This is a genomic window from Raineya sp. (genome assembly GCF_053497555.1).
Genome location: NZ_JBRCWE010000046.1, coordinates 1 through 15,951, shown reverse-complemented (window position 1 = coordinate 15,951; position 15,951 = coordinate 1). Strand labels below are relative to the sequence as shown.

12 protein-coding genes are annotated in these 15,951 nt (G+C 38.9%); 9 read left to right on the top strand and 3 right to left on the bottom strand.

Features of this window, described 5'->3' with window-relative positions; translation table 11 throughout:
- Positions 1-2 precede the first annotated feature (2 nt).
- Positions 3-854: a 3-deoxy-8-phosphooctulonate synthase gene (gene kdsA / locus ACWITO_RS05615; protein WP_448529022.1), complete on the bottom strand. Its 852-nt coding sequence runs from the start codon at positions 852-854 to the stop codon at positions 3-5.
- Between the two features lie 189 nt (positions 855-1,043).
- On the opposite strand from kdsA, the gene ACWITO_RS05610 reads away from it, so the two are divergent.
- From ACWITO_RS05610 to ACWITO_RS05595, 4 genes are all read left to right on the top strand, one after another.
- Complete coding sequence (locus ACWITO_RS05610) at positions 1,044-2,489, top strand: OmpA family protein (protein WP_448529021.1); 1,446 nt, start codon at positions 1,044-1,046, stop codon at positions 2,487-2,489.
- Between the two features lie 75 nt (positions 2,490-2,564).
- On the top strand, positions 2,565-2,942 hold the full coding sequence (locus ACWITO_RS05605) for a RidA family protein (protein WP_448529020.1): 378 nt from the start codon (positions 2,565-2,567) through the stop codon (positions 2,940-2,942).
- 75 nt (positions 2,943-3,017) lie between these two features.
- A complete protein-coding gene (locus ACWITO_RS05600; RefSeq protein ID WP_448529019.1) occupies positions 3,018-3,740 on the top strand; it encodes a hypothetical protein in 723 nt (240 codons plus the stop codon).
- Between the two features lie 59 nt (positions 3,741-3,799).
- The gene (locus tag ACWITO_RS05595; RefSeq protein WP_448529018.1) at positions 3,800-4,474 is read left to right on the top strand and encodes a porin family protein; all 675 of its coding nucleotides are present in this window, start codon (positions 3,800-3,802) and stop codon (positions 4,472-4,474) included.
- A gap of 106 nt (positions 4,475-4,580) precedes the next feature.
- Here ACWITO_RS05595 and ACWITO_RS05590 read toward each other — a convergent pair whose 3' ends face one another.
- Positions 4,581-5,126 carry a GNAT family N-acetyltransferase gene (locus ACWITO_RS05590; protein WP_448529017.1) on the bottom strand — a complete coding sequence of 182 codons (546 nt, stop codon included), beginning with the start codon at positions 5,124-5,126 and terminating at the stop codon, positions 4,581-4,583.
- A gap of 215 nt (positions 5,127-5,341) precedes the next feature.
- The gene (locus ACWITO_RS05585; RefSeq protein WP_448529016.1) at positions 5,342-6,964 is read right to left on the bottom strand and encodes a M14 family metallopeptidase; all 1,623 of its coding nucleotides are present in this window, start codon (positions 6,962-6,964) and stop codon (positions 5,342-5,344) included.
- A gap of 235 nt (positions 6,965-7,199) precedes the next feature.
- Between ACWITO_RS05585 and ACWITO_RS05580 the strand changes: the two genes are divergently transcribed.
- The 5 genes from ACWITO_RS05580 to ACWITO_RS05560 form a co-directional block, all read left to right on the top strand.
- On the top strand, positions 7,200-10,052 hold the full coding sequence (locus ACWITO_RS05580; protein WP_448529015.1) for a TonB-dependent receptor domain-containing protein: 2,853 nt from the start codon (positions 7,200-7,202) through the stop codon (positions 10,050-10,052).
- 24 nt (positions 10,053-10,076) lie between these two features.
- Complete coding sequence (locus tag ACWITO_RS05575) at positions 10,077-11,453, top strand: T9SS C-terminal target domain-containing protein (protein ID WP_448529014.1); 1,377 nt, start codon at positions 10,077-10,079, stop codon at positions 11,451-11,453.
- Between the two features lie 237 nt (positions 11,454-11,690).
- Positions 11,691-13,004, top strand: coding sequence for an adenosylhomocysteinase (gene ahcY / locus ACWITO_RS05570; protein ID WP_448529013.1), 1,314 nt, complete (start codon positions 11,691-11,693; stop codon positions 13,002-13,004).
- Between the two features lie 97 nt (positions 13,005-13,101).
- Complete coding sequence (polX, locus tag ACWITO_RS05565; protein ID WP_448529012.1) at positions 13,102-14,772, top strand: DNA polymerase/3'-5' exonuclease PolX; 1,671 nt, start codon at positions 13,102-13,104, stop codon at positions 14,770-14,772.
- Between the two features lie 180 nt (positions 14,773-14,952).
- The coding region (locus ACWITO_RS05560; RefSeq protein ID WP_448529011.1) for an AAA family ATPase at positions 14,953-15,951 on the top strand (999 nt) is incomplete at its 3' end.

Genomic DNA, 15,951 nt, shown 5'->3' with positions numbered 1-15,951 from the left:
AATCAAGCCAAAGCCAAAGTTTTTTCACGATATTTTACTTCAAGCTCGTGAATTTCAATAAGTGGCTTCAAAAACTCTTCCAAATCATATACACACATTTGGCTGGCGGCATCGCAAAGGGCTTTGGCGGGTTCGGGGTGTGTTTCTATAAATACGCCATCAACCCCTGCCGCTACGCCAGCTCGGGCAATGGTTGGTAAAAACTCTCTTGCTCCGCCTTTGGGGTCGGCACTGGGTATGCCATATTTGCGAATAGAGTGAGTAATATCAAATACCACAGGAAATCCAATTTGATTGAGATGATAAAAACTGCGAGGATCTACTACCAAGTCATTGTAGCCAAATGTATAACCTCTTTCAGTGAGAATAATTTGGTCATTGCCGCTATCAATAGCTTTTTGGGCAGGTTTTGCCATATTTTCGGGAGCAAGGAACTGCCCGTGTTTGATATTGATGACTTTTTGAGTTTTGGCGATCGCTACAATCAAATCGGTTTGCATACACAAATAGGCAGGTATTTGCAAAACATCAAGCACTTCTGCCGCCAAAGGCACTTGTTCGGGATAATGCACATCTGAAAGCAGAGGAAAACCAAATTCTTTTTTGATTTTGGCAAGCATTTCAAGTCCTTTTTCAATGCGAGGACCAATGTAATACTCCAAAGAACTACGGTTATCTTTTTGGTAAGAAGACTTGAATATTACGGGAATGTGAAGCCTCTCGGAAACTTCTTTTAACATTTCGGCAGTTTTCATCATTGTCAGTTCGTCCTCAATCACACAAGGACCTGATATTAGAAATAATTTTTCGCTACCACAAGCGATATTGCCTACTTTTACGATTTTTTTTTGCATATTAAGCCAAGATAAATTTTTTAATTTTTGTGGCAATTTCTTGCTTTTTACAAAAAAATCCAAAAGATTTGCGACAGATTTTTGAAAAAAAATATTTTTTTGTTTTGATTTTTTATTCTTTTGTGCAACTTTGCACCAAGAAGTTTAGCAAACCTAAAACCTTAAATGTAGTAACAAATGTTAAACCTTATGAAAAAGACCAAACTACTTTCTTTCTTGCTCGCTTGTTTGGTAGTGGGCAACCTGCAAGCTCAGGATAAATGGAGTATAGGCTTCCATTATTCTGCAATGGACTTTATCCTTCCTTACGCCCAAGAGAAAAAACCTTTTGAAACTAAAAACTGGAATGAGGGTGTAGGGGTTACTGTTGGCTATCGCATTAAGCCTTTGTTTGGTTTAACAGCCAATTACACTTTGAGCCGTATTGATAAAATCGTTGAAAATACCGTAGGGGGTACAGGCGACCTTTCCAATTTCTTGACTTTGAATGCTCAAGTGCATCCACTTGGTAACAAAGAAGGCTTCTGGTTTGACCCTCACGTATTTGTAGGTGGTGGTTTGCACAGAATTGCCGATATGAGCTATGGAACAGTAGGTGGTGGTTTAGGCTTGAATTTCTGGTTCAACGAAAGTGTAGCTCTTACACTAAGAACTGCATACAATGGTATGCCTCTTGCTCCCAAAGAAAATGAGTTTGGTGGCGTTGGTCCCAGAGCATACTGGATGCACAATGGTGGTTTGACTTTCAAGCTTGGTAAAGCCAAAGATACTGACAATGATGGAATTCCCGATAGAAAAGACAAGTGTCCTACTGAAGCTGGAAAAAAAGAATTGGGTGGCTGTCCTGATAGAGATAACGACGGCATTACTGATGGAGAGGATGCTTGTCCTGATGAAGCGGGTACTGCCGAATTCAAAGGCTGTCCTGATAGAGATGGTGATAAAATCATTGACAAAGAAGATAAATGTCCTGATACGCCCGGTTTAGCTCAATTCCAAGGCTGTCCTGATACTGACGGCGACGGCATTGCTGACCCTGACGATGCTTGTCCTACTGAAGCGGGAAAACCTGAATTGCAAGGTTGCCCTGATAGAGATAACGACGGCATTGCTGATAAAAACGACCGTTGCCCTGACCAAGCTGGTTTAGCTCAATTCCAAGGCTGTCCTGATAGAGATGGTGATGGTATCGCTGACCCTGACGATGCTTGTCCTGATGTTCCTGGTGTACCTGAAGAAAAAGGTTGTCCTAAAAAGAAAATTGATGAGCAAGCTCTCTTGAATATTGCTAAACGTGTAAACTTCGCAACAGGCAAAGCTACTATCTTGAAGCAATCATTCCCTATTCTTGATAACTTGGTTGCTTTGTTGAATGAGTATAAAGATGCTAAAATTGTTGTAGAAGGACACACCGATAACGTAGGTAATAAAGCCGCTAATAAGAAACTTTCACAGCAACGTGCTGATGCTATCAAGGCTTACGTTGTGAAGAAAGGAATTTCTGCAGACCGTATCCAAGCTATTGGTTATGGTGATGAAAGACCTGCTGACGGAAGCACTGATATTAAGGCTGGTAACAAAACCCCTCAACAACGTGCCGCCAACCGTCGTGTAGAAATTAAGAATATAGACTAATTTCTAAAAACTTTCCTAAAAGCCTCTTGAAAAAGAGGCTTTTTTTTATATCTTTAACCTCAAAATTTTGCTATTATGAGTAAGAAAGTTATTTTTTCCGAAAATGCACCAGCCCCTATTGGTCCGTATAGCCAAGCGGTTTTAGCAGGTAATTTACTTTTTATTTCAGGGCAAATTGCTCTGAAAGAAGGTATTATGGTGCAAGATACTATCCAAGCCGAAACACATCAGGTAATGCGTAATATTTTGGCTATCTTGCAAGAGGCGGGAATGGACTTTGGAAACGTAGTAAAAAGTACCATTTTTGTAAAAGACCTCAATAACTTTCAAGCCATCAATGAAGTGTATGGCTCTTATTTTGGGGAAAATCCACCTGCCCGCGAAACCGTAGAAGTGAGCCGTCTGCCCAAAGATGCCAATGTAGAAATTTCTTGTATTGCTTTGAAATTCTAATTTTTTAGGTGAAAATTTTTATATTGGCACAATTTTTATAGCTTTGCTATTGGTTTCACTCAAAATTTTATTTTTATGAAAAAGTTAGTTACAATGCTTGGGCTACTTTTAGTCGGCAATTTTGTTTTGGCTCAATCGCTTGCCCCATATCAAAAGCAAATTACTTTGGAAAAAATCAATGTAGATGCTTGGGCGGCAGGCATTGAAAAAGGTACAGAGGACGATTTGAAAGATGCCTTTTCGGCATACGTGAAAAAAAACTTTAACCTAAAATCTAAAAAAAATGGCAGACACGGCTTGGTAGTACCCGAAGCTACTTTGCCCCAAGTTACTACTCGTAGAGGTGATTTGCACGTACAATTTTCCAGCGATACAGGTCGCCCTGAAATGGCTGTTGCTTTTATGATGGGCTACGATATTTATCTGAATGCACGCGAAAATCCGCAAGAAATGGAGCGTTTTAAGGAGTTTTTTACGACTTTCCTTTTCAACTATTACAAAGAATACTACGAGAAAATGATACGTGAGAAGGAAAAAATGCTCAAAGATTTGCGTAGCCAAATAGCTGATAATGAAAAAAAAGCGAAAAGCCTTCAAAATGATATAGAAAAAACACAGAAAAAGATAGCCAAAGAATCTGACCAACTCAAAAAAACAGAGCTTGAAAACAAAAACGTAATAGCTCGCCGTCAGATTGATGCTCTCAACGAAATGAATGCTAATAATAATAAGCAAATCACCAATATTGAAAACGAAATCAATCAAATAAAAATGCAAATGGCAAACATTGGGAAATAATTTGCTTATTTGAAACCTTCTTGCTTACTTTGCAACATTCAAACTTAAACTAAAAAAATATGAAAAAATTATCGCTTTCTTTGTTATTTGTTGTTTTGGCTTTCAATCTTTTTGCCCAAGATGATACAGGATTCAAATTGGGCTTGAAAATGGGCTTGCCTATTGGTTTCAATAGTGTGAAATCTACTGAAAATGGTATAGAAGCCTCTCCAAATGGTAGTTCTTTGCGTTTTACTATCGGTCCTATTGCAGATGTAGTATGGACAGAACGCTATGCCTTTACAATGGGCTTACTTTTCACTACCAAACAGGCAAATTACAAAGCACAAGTAACAGGCTTGCCAGGCGTTTTGGAAGAAAAATATGGTTTGCAATACATTCAACTGCCTGTGGGTTTGAAACTTTTTACTGATGAACTTTTCCCCAATGGCAAGGGCTTTGTGAATTTTGGTGTGCAACCCGAAGTTTTGGTAGGAAGCAAAAGAAAATCAGGTAATTATGTAGATGACCAAGGCAGAAGTGCCAGCTATATCACCAAATTTAGCCCTTTGGATTTTGGTATGTTTATTGGTATTGGGGTGGAGTATAAAGTTGGTAATAACCCAATATTTGCAGGTATCAACTACCAACGTTCCTTTATCAATGTTGTAAATAAGGAAGACGTAGGAAGTGGCAATAGTTTCCTTTCTATCAAACAAAATCTGATTTCTTTTGAAGTAGGTGTGAAATTGTAATTTCCACTTTATACGAAAAAAAGGCTTTACTTGATAAAAGTAGAGCCTTTCTTTTTTAAGGACTTTCTTTTCAAAAATACAATCTTGTAAATCGCAAAAAACTTTTTTAGTCTTGGTGAAAATTTATTTCAACTTCTACTAGTCCCTCTTTGTGAATAAAATGATGGTTGGTAGGAGCTACTTTTTTGATGAGTTCAATAATAGCTATATTGGCAGGGAGCATTGAGCCATACAATTTTTCTATGCCATAACGCTGGGCTTCTGCAAAAAGCAAACGCAAAAGATATTTGCCTAAACCTTTCCCTTGAAAATCATCACGTAAAACGATAGCAAATTCGGCTTTTTCGGTAGTTTCGCCTTCAAACATATAGCGGGCTACTCCTACAAAGCTTTCAATGCCATTTTCGTAAGTATAGGCTACAATGGCAAGACCTTTGCCTTCTACCTTACAAAGCATTTCGGCGTATTCGTAAATTTTGCTTTCGGGCAATCCTTCGGTAACCATTTGAAAACGCATATAACGTGTTTCTTGCGAAAGATTGTAGTAAAATTCTACCAAAGGAATAACATCGGCTTCGGTGAGCCTACGGAAAAATATACGTATATCTTCTCCAATTTTGTAGGAAGGGAAATATTGTCCAAGTATTTTCATAGCAGTAGGTTTGAGTTTCTAAACAAATCTACGCATAAAACTACAAAAAAGTTTGAAAGAATAACAAAAATTGATGTTCTTTCCAAAAAGAGGCTTAAAATTTGTAATCAGCCAAGAATAAAATGGTATTTGGGTAAGAAAATAAGTTTGCTTACACAAAAAAGGGCTTCATTGAAATAGAAGCCCTATGTTTTGTTAAAAATGGATTTGAATTTTTATCGTAAATTAACTTTTGCATTATCCTTTCCAGCGGTGGCAGAATGTATCTGTATTTGTACCTCACCCGAACCTGCAACAATCCAAGAAACTTCCATTTTTTCACCTGCTCCCAAAGGCTTACGAATAACATCTTTCCGCTTGCCCGAAACAATCGTTTGGCTTTTGCTATGAATTAGCTCAATTTTGAGCTTATCTACGTGGCGGGTTTTTTCACCCAATTCGCTATGAGTTGGTAGCAGTCCTTTGTTGTGAATATCGGCAGTGATGCGTGTAAGCCCTCCTGAAAGGCTTTCAGTACGAATATTCGTGATTTGCAAGGCGGGCATTTGCCATAAAAATTCAGTAAAAAATTTGCTGTGTTTTTCAGTAGTTTCTTTCAGAAAACTCACGGGTGGGTTGTATTTGGCAAAAGGCACAATGCCGCCCACTTCTGCTTTTTTGTTTGGAAAATCAGGGTGATTGATAGGTTTCCAATCTATGAAAACATTGCTGATTTTATTTGCTTCTGCCCAACGCAAAAATCTTACTTCTTCGTTATCGGTGGCATTTTTCTTGGCAGTATCTTTGGGTAAAGCCCAAACAGGCGTTCCAAAGCTCAATCTGCCATAATGAAAATAAGCCCAATCGGTAAAGTTTCCGCCTTGTGTAGGCATAGAAGGATAGCCCTTGATACCCGCTTTCTCGTACAATTTGCTTACTTGCTCGCTCACTTTCACATCTTTTTCTTGCCAACCTGAAATAATCTTTTGGCTGGCTTTCATTTTATCAAATTTTACAGGTTCGGTGAGGTTATTGACTGCTCCCAACTGAAACACAGCATACACATTTTTGGCTTCATATAAAAAGTCCATCAAAGCTCTATTTTCAGGTTCAGAAGCGGCGTATTCACCTGCTCCGTCTGTAAAAAACGGATAGTTGAAGGTAAAATTTTTGTTTAGAATGATGCCTCCTTCGCCATCCTCGTTCCATTTGCCGTCTTTGTCGTTATCAATGCCCTCGGAAATAAGAATATAAGCACCTCTTTCGCCTTTGGTGGCATCGGCTTTCACCAAAATACGGGCATCATCTCTGTGAGATTTATATTCGCCTGTGGCATCTTCAATGCGTACAAGCGTGATGTAGCCGTCGTTATTCAAATCTTCAAAGCCGTCTTCATTGAGTTTGCCGTCGCGGTCATTGTCCGAATTGCTTGCGTTGTGGTTTCTTTCGTATTTTATTTTGGAAAAAGCCTGCTGATAGGCATCGGGATTAAGACAAGGTATGATGTAAATGGTTTTTTGCTCTAAAATTTTTTGTATGCTATCTTTGGAACTATTTTGTAAAAGATTTTCAGCTATTTGCAAGCTACTTTCTACACCTGCCAAATGAAAGGCATCTATGCCCGCAACAATACAAATAGCGGGTTTTTCTTCCGCTTTTCCACCCTTTGTGAGCGAAAGAAGCCAAATTTCTTTCCCCTGAACACTTTTCCCAATAGCTTTTAGTTGTGCTACATTGCTGTTTCGGGAGGCTAATTGTTTGAGCGAGTTAGAAAGTTGAGAGAAGTCTTTGTAGTCGTTCTGGGCTTTTAGCGAATAATTTACCCAAAAAAACAATAGTAGAAATGTAAATTTCTGCATACAGATTTATGGTTTAATGTTTTGGGATAAAAACGTAAAACAGGGTAAAATTATTTCGCAAGCAATGCGAAATTGTGTGCTTTTTGAAAGATTAAGTAAAGGTTAAATTTTTGAATTGCAAGTTAAAAATAGAGCTTACGTTTCTTTGCATTGATAAAAATTTCTTAATAAAGCATTAAGCCACAAATAACAAGAGGGCTTTACTTTTGCACCAAAATTAAATCAATCAGATTTTATGAGGTACTTTTCACTATTGTTGTTATTTTTTATTTTTTCTTTTTCTGCTTTAGCTCAAAATACAGGCACTATCAAGGGGCAAATCAAAGATGAAACCGAACAAGAGGCAGTAATTGGTGCAAGTGTATTTTTGAAAGGAACTTCAATGGGTAGCACCACAGATGTAGATGGTAATTTTCAGATAAACAATGTTCCCGAAGGCACTTATACGCTTGTAATTACCTACGTAGGCTACGATACCAAAGAAATTCCTGATTTGAAAGTAGAAGCAGGTAAAATTTTGCTTATCAACACCTCAATTGTTCCTGAAAATCAAACCATAGGACAAATTGAAGTAGTAGGTAAAAGAGAAACAGGAACAACTATTGCCGTAATTGCAGAAATCAAAGAAGCCGAGCAGGTGGCTGTGGGTATAGGCTCGGAACAAATACAAAAAACACAAGACCGCGATGCCGCCCAAGTGCTTCGCCGTATTCCAGGGGTTTCTTTGCAAGAAAATCGCTTTGCGATTATTCGTGGTTTGCCCCAACGCTATAATGCCGTAATGATTAACGACATTTATGCTCCTTCTACCGAAGTAGATACACGTGCTTTTTCCTTTGACCTTGTGCCCAGCAATATGATTGATAGGGTACTGATTTTCAAATCAGGTGCCGCCGAATTGCCCGGCGATTTTGCAGGTGGAGCAGTAAAGATTTACACCAAAACCGCTCCCGAAGAAAACTTTACCAACATCAGTATAGGCTACGGATTTAGAACTAATACTACCTTGGAACAAGTACAAGATTATCAGGGTAGTGGTACAGATTTTTTGGGTTTTGATAACGGACTAAGACGCTTACCTGCCAGCTTTCCGAGCTTTATTAGTAATTCACTTTCTCCTGCGGAAAGAGCTAAATTAGCTCACGATTTACCATCTGATTTAGGTTTTAGAACCAAAAGGGTATTGCCTGACTTGCGTCTGTCGTATAATATGGGACGCCGTTTCAGGGCGGGTAGCTGGCAAGTTGCCAATCTTACGGCTATCAATTATGGTAATACACATCAATACTATGATGCAGAATTTAATAATTTCTTACTTGTACAGCCATTCCCACCTCCTAAATCGGCTTCTTTTGTTGATGCTACCTACACTAATTTTTATCGCTTGGGAATACTGCACAATTGGTCTTTTGTGAAAAATGCCTCTAATCGTATAGAACTGAAAACCTTGTTCAATCAGCAAAGTTTCAAGCAGGCTCTTATTCGTAGAGGAGGAGATATTATCAACACCGTAGATAATGAAAATTACTCACAACGCTTTGAGCAAAAAAGTTTCTTTGGTAGTCAACTGATAGGTAAGCATAATATTGGCGAAAAAACAAATTTCACTTGGATTGCAGGGTTTAACTATACCAACAAAAGCGAACCCGATTGGCGAAGATTGGTAACTAACCGAAAAACCGGTGCTACTCTTCCTGATGGCTCTCCAGTTCCGTTTCAGCTTTCAATACCAGGGTCTGGAAACTTGTTTGATGGACGCTATTTCTCTAAGCTCAATGAGTTTGCTTATTCTGCCAGTTTAGCTTTTGAGCGTAAGCTCAACGAAAATTCGGAAGAGAAACTAACACCTAAAATTCGTTTTGGGGTTTATACAGAGCTAAAAAATCGTGACTTCAAAGCTCGCTATTTCAGTTATTTGGTTTCTCCCACTGCTGACCCTGCGAATATTCAGGCTATTAAGGAACAACCTCTTTCGCAAGTTTTCCGTCCTGAAAATGTTGATGGTATCAATGGGCTTACTTTTGTAGAGGGAACCAGCTCAGTAGATTCTTATGATGCCAGCAACTTACTTGCCGCTCCTTATGTGGGGGCTTATATTCCTTTCAAAAGATTCAGTATTACGCCCGGTGTACGTTTAGAATACAACCTTCAAGAAATTAATACACTCAATCTTTCGGGCAACCCCGAAGGAGCAAGAAATCCTATTTTGAGCATTTTGCCTTCTTTGAATATGACCTACAACCTCACTGATAAAAGTTTAATGCGTTTGGCATATTCTCGTAGTGTTAATCGTCCTGAATTTAGAGAACTTGCTCCTTTTATATTCTATGATTTCAACCTCAATGCAAGTATTACGGGTAATTCTCGCTTGAAAAATGCTACCATAGATAATGCAGATTTGCGTTGGGAATATTATCCCTCTGCCTCTGAGTTGATTTCGTTGGGGGCTTTCTACAAGCGTTTTGCCAATCCTATTGAAAACTATTTGCAAAACAATACAGGTGGAGCAGGAACGAATAACTTTGCTTACTCTTTCGGAAACGCCGTACAAGCTCAGGCTTACGGGGTAGAAGTTGAAGTAAGAAAGCAGTTCTATGGCTCATCTAGCAAGTTTTTTCAGAATTTAGGCGTAGTTGCCAATGCCTCTTATCTGATAAGCAAGGTGAATGTAGGAAGACAAGTGGATTTAGGACCGAGCGTAGGGGTAGTAGATGTAGATGCGCCTGAAAATCGTACTTTGGTAGGTCAGTCGCCTTATCTTGTGAATTTTGGTTTGTATTACAATGATGAGGAGAAAGGCTGGCAGGTCAATGCTCTCTACAATGTGGCGGGTCCTCGCTTGTTCTTGGTGGGTAATTTCAATACCCCAAGTTTTTATGAAAACCAAAGACATATCATAGATTTCAATATTGCTAAAACTTTTGCTCAAAAATTTGAAGTACGTTTTACAATGCAAGATATTTTGAACCAAAAGTTTAGAGTGGTACAAGATGCTAACTTGAATGCCAAAATTGATAGAGAAGATGGTGATATCAAGTCATTTAGACCAGGAAGCAACTACTTTTTCATTTTTACCTATAAATTTTAGTTCTAAAACCCTAAACCCAACAAAATGATGAAAACGTTGTTTTACTCTGTTATGGCTGTGGCTTTTTTAGCCATTGCAGCTTGTAACAAAAAGAAAGATGAAGGACCCCAAGTGCAAAAAACTCCTGATGGTAAAATTATTGTACAAGGGGAAATCAAAGGAGAAGTTACTTGGAAGGCTTCTGAAAAGTACCTTTTGAGAGGTTTTGTGTATGTAACCGAAGGTTCAACTTTAACGATTGAGCCTGGTACCGTTATTTTTGGTGATAAAGATAGCAAAGGTACTTTGATAGTAGAAAAAGGTGGTAAAATCTTTGCTGAAGGCAGAGCCGATGCTCCTATTGTATTTACTTCCAACCTTCCTGCGGGTTCTCGCGGTTATGGCGATTGGGGTGGTGTTGTGATTGCGGGAAATGCCCCTACCAACCAAGTAGGTGCTTCTATGGAAGGTGGTATTCGTGGTACTTTCGGTGGGAGCGACCCCAACGATAACTCAGGCGTTTTGAAGTATGTACGCATTGAGTTTGCAGGTATTGCTTTTCAGCCTGATAAGGAAATCAATGGACTCACTTTATATGGTGTAGGTAGAGGTACGAAAATTGATTATATCCAAGTTTCTTATTGTGGCGACGACTCTTACGAGTGGTTTGGTGGTACCGTAGATAGTAAGTATTTGGTTGCTCACAGAGGTTGGGACGATGAGTTTGATACTGATTGGGGCTTTACAGGCAAAATTCAGTTCGGTTTCTCTATTCGTGATAGAAATTTTGCCGATAAATCTACTTCTAATGGTTTTGAATCAGATAACTTTGACCCAGGCTCACCAGGTAACCCTCCTTTTACTGCACCTGTTTTTGCTAATATTACTTGCTTCCTTGCAGATACAGCATCTGCTATTCCTAATCCAGGCTTGGGTTCAGGTTCTTTTGGTAGAGGTATGCACTTGCGTAGAAATACGCGTACAAGCGTATTCAATTCTGTCTTTGTTGGTTTCCCCGAAGGATTGCGTTTAGATGGTAACGCTACTTGGGCAAACGTTCAAAGCAATGAATTGCAAATGGCTGGGGTAGTAATTGCAGGCTGGACTGGTGGTTCAGGAAACTATGCCCGCTCTGCTAACCCTACAGGTGAAACTCCCAATTTTACTACTGCCGATGTTCAGACTTGGTACAATACTACCAATACTCGTGCCAATACTGCTGATTTAAGACTTGGAAATATCGGTTCTTTGAATAATCCTCAACGCCTTCCTAATGCAGGCTCGCCTTTGCTTTCAGGTGCCATTTGGACAGGCAAAGCCAATGATGCTTTCTTTGAAAAAGTAAATTTCCGTGGTGCTTTTGGTACTAATGACTGGACACAAGGTTGGACAAACTTCAACCCTCAATCTACCAATTACTAATAAAATAATCGGTTTTACTTGAAATGTTTTTAAGCGTTGAGATTTTCTCAACGCTTTTCTTTTTTTTACCAAGATTTGTAGGATTTTACAGGATTACAATGATGGAGGGTGTCTAAATTTAGAAAGTAAGATTTTTACTGCAAACCATAAAAACCACTATGCTCAAAATCCTTAGTTTCTTTGCTTTTCCCGAAATATTGTTGTACCTTTGTGTGCAAAAATTAAAAATATAAAAAAATGACACATTCACAAGAACGTTTGCCTTACAAAGTAAAGGATATGAGCCTTGCGGCTTGGGGTAGAAAAGAAATTCAGCTCGCAGAAGCCGAAATGCCCGGACTTATGGCTTTGCGTAAAGAATTTGGCGAAAGCAAACCTCTCAAAGGAGCTAGAATCGCAGGCTGTTTGCATATGACTATCCAAACGGCGGTTCTCATTGAAACGCTTGTAGAACTCGGTGCCGAAGTTTCTTGGTCTTCTTGTAATATTTTTTCCACCCAAGACCACGCCGCCGCCGCTATTGCCTCCGCAGGTATCCCTGTTTTTGCTTGGAAAGGTATGACCGAAGAAGAATATGAGTGGTGCATAGAGCAAACTCTTTTTGCTTTCCCCAACGGAGAGCCTTTGAATATGATTCTTGATGATGGTGGCGATTTGACCAATATGGTATTAGACCGCTATCCGCATTTAGTAAAAGGAATTAAAGGGATTTCCGAAGAAACTACTACGGGGGTTCATCGCCTTTATGAGCGTATGCGTAAAGGTACCTTACCTATTCCTGCTATCAATGTAAATGATTCGGTTACTAAGTCTAAATTTGATAACAAATACGGCTGTCGCGAGTCTTTGGTTGATGCCATTCGCAGAGCCACAGATGTGATGCTTGCAGGAAAAGTTGCCGTAGTAGCAGGATATGGTGATGTAGGTAAAGGTTCGGCTCAATCGCTTAGCTCACAAGGCGTAAGAGTAATTGTTACTGAAATTGACCCTATCTGTGCCTTACAAGCCTGTATGGACGGCTATCAGGTGCTTAAAATGGATAATGCTATTCCACAAGCCGATATAGTAGTTACTGCTACAGGAAATTGTAAAATTGTTACCGACCGTCATTTCAAAATGATGAAAGATAAAACCATCGTTTGCAATATCGGACATTTTGATAATGAAATTGATGTGGCTTGGCTCAATAAAAATTATGGACATACCCGAGATACCATTAAGCCACAAGTAGATAAATACACCATTGACGGCAAAGATATTATCTTGCTTGCCGAAGGACGCTTGGTGAATTTAGGTTGTGCTATGGGACACCCTTCCTTTGTGATGTCCAATTCTTTTACCAACCAAACCCTTGCTCAAATAGAATTGTGGCAAAATTCTGACAAGTACGAAAATAAAGTGTATGTTCTTCCCAAGCACCTTGACGAGAAAGTGGCTCGTTTGCATCTTGCTAAATTGGGAGCAGAGCTTGAAGACCTCACAGATGAGCAAGCCGAATACATCGGTGTAAGCAAGAATGGTCCTTTCAAAGCTGAACATTATCGCTATTAGAATTTTATTAAACCTTCTGATAGATTATTCTTTTCACAAAAAGCCTGCAATATTTTGTAGGCTTTTTGCTATATTTGTCCTAAAACCCAAACTTCCTGTGCTTACCAACGAAACTATTGCCGAAAAGTTAAATTTTTTTGCCACACTGCTTGAACTGCACGGCGAAAATGAGTTCAAAGTGCGGTCGTATCATTCTGCTATTTTCAAAATTGAAAAAATTACAGAAAATTTAGCATCGCTTCCGAAAGATACCATTATCAGGCTTTTCGGAAAAAGTATAGGCGAAAAGATTTGGGAAATCACGCAAACTCAAACCTTTCAAGAACTTGAAAACTTGCTCGCTCAAACTCCACAAGGTCTTTTGAAAGTTCTTAAAATCAAAGGATTAGGGGCAAAAAGAGTACGTATCCTTTGGCAAGAAGCAGGCATAACTACTCCCGAAGCATTGTTTGAGGCTTGTGAAAATGATAAAATTTCGCAAATCAAAGGGTTCGGCGAGAAAATGCAGGAAACCATCAAAAATGGGCTTTTGTTTATCCAACTGAATGCCGAAAAATTGCTCTATGCCGAAGTTTTGCCTATTGAGCAGGCTTTACAAAACTATTTACAAGCCAGCCCCTCTATCAAACGCTTTCAAGTAGTAGGAGAGTTTAGAAGGTGTTTGGAGGTGATACAGACGCTTGCTTTTGTAGTAGAGTGTGGGCAAGATTTACATCAATATCTGAATGTTTGTCCTTTTTTAGAGCCTAATCCCGAAAAGTCGGGTATATTTGTATGGCGTGGAAAGGTAAAAGATTTGCCACTGAAAGTAGAATTTTATTTGGCTAATGAAAATAATTTTGCTGGTCTTGTTTTTTTGCTTTCCGCTTCCGAAAAACATCTTGTTTATGCCTTTCAAAATCAAACACTTTTAGAAATAGCACAAAAGAATATTTGGCGAAGCGAAAATGAAATTTATGCCAAAGTGGGCTTACCTTATTTGCCACCTGAAATTCGTGAGGGTATTTTTGAATTTTCATACACTCAGACACCTTTTCTCATTGAAAAACAAGATTTGAAAGGCACTTTGCACGCACATTCCACATACAGCGATGGCAAACATAGTCTTGCGGAAATGGCAAAAGCCGCTGAAAGTTTTGGTTTTGAGTATTTGGGTATTACTGACCACTCGCAATCAGCGTATTATGCGGGGGGGCTTTCTGTACAAAAAATTGTACAACAACATCAAGAAATAGAGACGCTCAACCAACAAAATCCTCATTTTAAGATTTTCAAAGGCATTGAAAGTGATATTCTGGGAAATGGAGATTTAGACTATGATACAGAAATTCTAAAAACTTTTGATTTTGTTGTAGCTTCCATTCATAGTAATTTGAATATGAATGAAGCGAAAGCTACGGAAAGGCTTATTAAAGCTATAGAAAATCCATATACTACCATTATTGGGCATCCTACGGGTAGGCTTTTGCTTCGCAGAAAGGGCTATCCGTTGGATATGCCGAAAATTATTGATGCCTGTGCAAGCAATGGGGTAGCTTTGGAAATCAATGCTCACCCTATACGTTTGGATTTGGATTGGTATTGGGTGCATAAGGCATTAGAAAAAGGTGTTAGAATTAGTATCAATGCTGATGCTCACGACATAGAGGGGTATCAATATCATCAGTTTGGGGTGCTGGTAGCTCGTAAAGCAGGACTCAGCCCCGAAATGTGCTTGAATTGTATGAATAAAGCTGAAATAGAGGCTTTTTTTAGAAGTAAAAAATAAATGAGTTTGGAGTTCAAGCCTTTATGGGGCTTTATTTCTCATTTTTTGTATCAGATGTCTAAATGCTTCTTCTTTCCTTTTTTACACACAAATTAGGCTTAAATAATTACGAAAAACCTCCTATTTTCGGTATATTTTCTGAAAAATGCGTATTTTGGTGCATAATATCTTGGATTTTCTATGAAGCCTGCCGTTTTTTTCCCTTACGGACTGAGTAATTTCCCCCAAGTAGTCAGCGAGTATGTGTATGTAGATAAAACTTCCTACATAGAACTGCTGGAAACAAGGCGGGAACGTTTTTTGGTGTATTTGCGTCCTCGTCGCTTTGGCAAGAGCTTGTTTGTATCGCTCTTGGAACACTATTACGATATAAACCGAAAAGCAGATTTCCAGAAATTATTTGCTAACTATTACATTGGCAAAAATCCTACTGCAAAGGCAAATAGCTATCGGATATTGTTTTTTAATTTCAGCGGGATAAATACAGACACATCTGAAAGAGCCAGAAAGGAGTTTAATACCAACGTAAAAGCTACATTGGTTGAATTTTTTGAAAAGTATGCTGTTTTTTCCGAAAGCAAGCAATCGGAGATTTTAGCTCTCAATGAGGCAAGCGAAGTTTTAATGCTTTTTTTTCGTAGTTATCCCAAAGATGAGCCTATTTACTTGCTTATAGACGAGTACGACCACTTCACTAATGAAATTCTTGCTCGTAGCATACAAGAGTTCAAAGAAACGGTATCGCTGAATGGCTATGTGCGAAAATTTTATGAAGCTATCAAAAATGCTACCCAGCAGGGCATTGTAGATAGGTTTTTCATTACGGGTGTCTCGCCTATTACAATGGATAGCCTAACGAGTGGCTTTAATATTGTCAAGCACCTTACTCACGAAGAGGAATTTGAGGCAATGATGGGCTTTTCAGAAGCAGAAGTGCGAGAGCTATTGAATTTGGTATTGACTGACAAAAACCGTGAGGAGCAAATAATGCAAGACCTGCGAGATTACTATAACGGCTATCGTTTTTATCCATTGAGCGAGCAGAACATTTACAATTCGGATATGGTGCTATATTTTCTTGACCATTTTAAGAAAAGAGAGGAGTATCCTCGTCAGATGTTAGACCCGAACATAGCCCCCGATTATGGCAAACTCAAACAGATGTTCAAAGTAGCGAAT

Excerpts from the sequence above, each read along its gene's own strand:
- ACWITO_RS05605 (WP_448529020.1), top strand. The coding sequence starts at position 2,565 with ATGAGTAAGAAAGTTATTTTTTCCGAAAATGCACCAGCCCCTATTGGT.
- ACWITO_RS05575 (WP_448529014.1), top strand. The coding sequence starts at position 10,077 with ATGATGAAAACGTTGTTTTACTCTGTTATGGCTGTGGCTTTTTTAGCC.
- kdsA (WP_448529022.1), bottom strand. The coding sequence starts at position 854 with ATGCAAAAAAAAATCGTAAAAGTAGGCAATATCGCTTGTGGTAGCGAA.
- ACWITO_RS05590 (WP_448529017.1), bottom strand. The coding sequence starts at position 5,126 with ATGAAAATACTTGGACAATATTTCCCTTCCTACAAAATTGGAGAAGAT.
- ACWITO_RS05585 (WP_448529016.1), bottom strand. The coding sequence starts at position 6,964 with ATGCAGAAATTTACATTTCTACTATTGTTTTTTTGGGTAAATTATTCG.
- ACWITO_RS05595 (WP_448529018.1), top strand. The coding sequence starts at position 3,800 with ATGAAAAAATTATCGCTTTCTTTGTTATTTGTTGTTTTGGCTTTCAAT.
- ACWITO_RS05600 (WP_448529019.1), top strand. The coding sequence starts at position 3,018 with ATGAAAAAGTTAGTTACAATGCTTGGGCTACTTTTAGTCGGCAATTTT.
- ahcY (WP_448529013.1), top strand. The coding sequence starts at position 11,691 with ATGACACATTCACAAGAACGTTTGCCTTACAAAGTAAAGGATATGAGC.
- ACWITO_RS05610 (WP_448529021.1), top strand. The coding sequence starts at position 1,044 with ATGAAAAAGACCAAACTACTTTCTTTCTTGCTCGCTTGTTTGGTAGTG.
- ACWITO_RS05580 (WP_448529015.1), top strand. The coding sequence starts at position 7,200 with ATGAGGTACTTTTCACTATTGTTGTTATTTTTTATTTTTTCTTTTTCT.